The organism is Rudaea sp., assembly GCF_036383415.1.
Classification (GTDB): Bacteria; Pseudomonadota; Gammaproteobacteria; order Xanthomonadales; family Rhodanobacteraceae; genus Rudaea.
Genome location: NZ_DASVOK010000133.1, coordinates 1 through 1,729, shown reverse-complemented (window position 1 = coordinate 1,729; position 1,729 = coordinate 1). Strand labels below are relative to the sequence as shown.

Below are 1,729 nucleotides of genomic sequence, written 5' to 3'. Positions count from 1 at the left end.
CAGGGCGACGCCACCGCGCCGTGAGCGAGGATTTCGCCCCGCGCCTGCTGCGCTGGTTCGAAGCGCACGGGCGCCACGACCTGCCCTGGCAGCATCCGCGCACGCCGTACCGCGTCTGGCTGTCGGAGGTGATGCTGCAGCAGACCCAGGTCGCGACGGTCATTCCGTACTTTTTGTGCTTTATGGAAAAGTTGCAAAGTATAAAATCGCTTGCGGCGGCATCCGAAGACGAAGTCTTCGCGCTGTGGTCGGGACTCGGCTACTACAGCCGCGCGCGCAACCTGCATCGCGCGGCACAGATTTGCGTCGAACGTCATGGCGGCGAGCTGGCGGACGATTTCGAGGCGCTGCTCGCGCTGCCGGGCATCGGCCGCTCGACCGCGGGCGCGATCGCTGCGCAGGCCTTCGATCGCCGTTCCGCCATCCTCGACGGCAACGTCAAGCGCGTACTCGCGCGTTTCCACGGCGTCTCGGGTTGGCCCGGCGAAGCAGCGACGGAAAACCGCCTATGGCAACTCGCCGACGCGCATACGCCGCACAAACGCGTCGCCGATTACACGCAGGCGATCATGGATCTCGGCGCAACCGTGTGCACGCGCGCGAAACCGCGCTGCGATGCCTGCCCTTTCGCCAGCGATTGCGTCGCGCATAGGGACGGCCTCACCGCTGCCCTGCCCGCGCGCAAGCCCGCCAAGGCACGGCCAACACGCAGCACAGTCATGCTCGTGTTGCGCGACGCGCACGGCCGCCTGCTGCTCGAACGGCGCGCACCAACCGGCGTCTGGGCGGGCTTGTGGAGCCTGCCCGAAGCCGAGGACGAAGCTTCCGCGCGCGGTGAAGTCGCGCATACACACGGAGTAGATGCGAGCGCGATCGTCTTCCGTCCACTGCCGCCGTTCGTGCATGGCTTCAGCCACTACCTGCTCGACGTCACCCCGCTCGCGCTCGACCTGCAACCTGCACACTCCGTGGCCGACGCCGCCGACAGACGCTGGCTGCATCCGCACGAAGCCGCTGCGCTCGGCCTGCCCGCGCCCGTGCGCAAGCTGATCGAATCACTTTCCTGAAAACCGAGACTCGCCATGTCCCGCACCATCCATTGCATCAAGCTGCAACGCGAAGCCGAAGGCCTCGCCTACGCGCCCTATCCCGGCGAACTCGGCAAGCGCATCTTCGAACACGTGTCGAAGGAGGCCTGGACACAGTGGCTCGCGCACCAGACCATGCTGATCAACGAGAACCGCCTGTCGCCGCTCGATCCGAAGGCGCGCAAGTTCCTCGAAGGCGAGATGGAAAAATATTTCTTCGGCGAAGGCTCGGCCGCGCCACAGGGCTATGTTCCGCAGAGCGACTGAGTTTCTACGACGCTCCGCTACCATCCGCAGCAATGCATCCGCGCGCCGCCCGCGATTTTCCCCTTGACTCGCCGCCGCCGAGCGGCTGTAATACGCGACCTTCCGCGGCCGCGCCCTCTTGCGCCCCCGCATCGAAAACTTCATTTGGCCGGGTAGCTCAGTTGGTAGAGCAGGGGATTGAAAATCCCCGTGTCGGCGGTTCGATTCCGTCCCCGGCCACCATCAAGTCAACTGCTTGCAAATTGCAGGCGCACTGCCCCTTGGATGGCATGGCGCCGGTGAAAATCGGCGCATTGCGGCGGCCCGCGCTACGCTCGACGCCCTTAATTGCGGGACGACACACGGCCTTGACAGGCCCCACCCGCATCCCAAAT

Annotated in this window: 2 protein-coding genes and 1 tRNA gene; all 3 read left to right on the top strand. The window is 65.6% G+C overall.

The window, feature by feature from the left end; all coding sequences use genetic code 11:
- The first annotated feature begins 20 nt into the window (after window positions 1-20).
- The 3 genes from mutY to VF497_RS05160 all read left to right on the top strand — a co-directional run bounded on the left by mutY (window position 21) and on the right by VF497_RS05160 (window position 1,577).
- Window positions 21-1,067, top strand: a complete 1,047-nt coding sequence (gene mutY, locus VF497_RS05170) for an A/G-specific adenine glycosylase (RefSeq protein WP_330886567.1) — start codon at window positions 21-23, stop codon at window positions 1,065-1,067.
- Window positions 1,068-1,082: 15 nt separating this feature from the next.
- Window positions 1,083-1,355, top strand: a complete 273-nt coding sequence (locus tag VF497_RS05165; RefSeq protein ID WP_330886566.1) for an oxidative damage protection protein — start codon at window positions 1,083-1,085, stop codon at window positions 1,353-1,355.
- A 146-nt stretch (window positions 1,356-1,501) separates the two neighbouring features.
- Window positions 1,502-1,577, top strand: a tRNA-Phe gene (locus tag VF497_RS05160).
- Window positions 1,578-1,729: the final 152 nt, after the last annotated feature.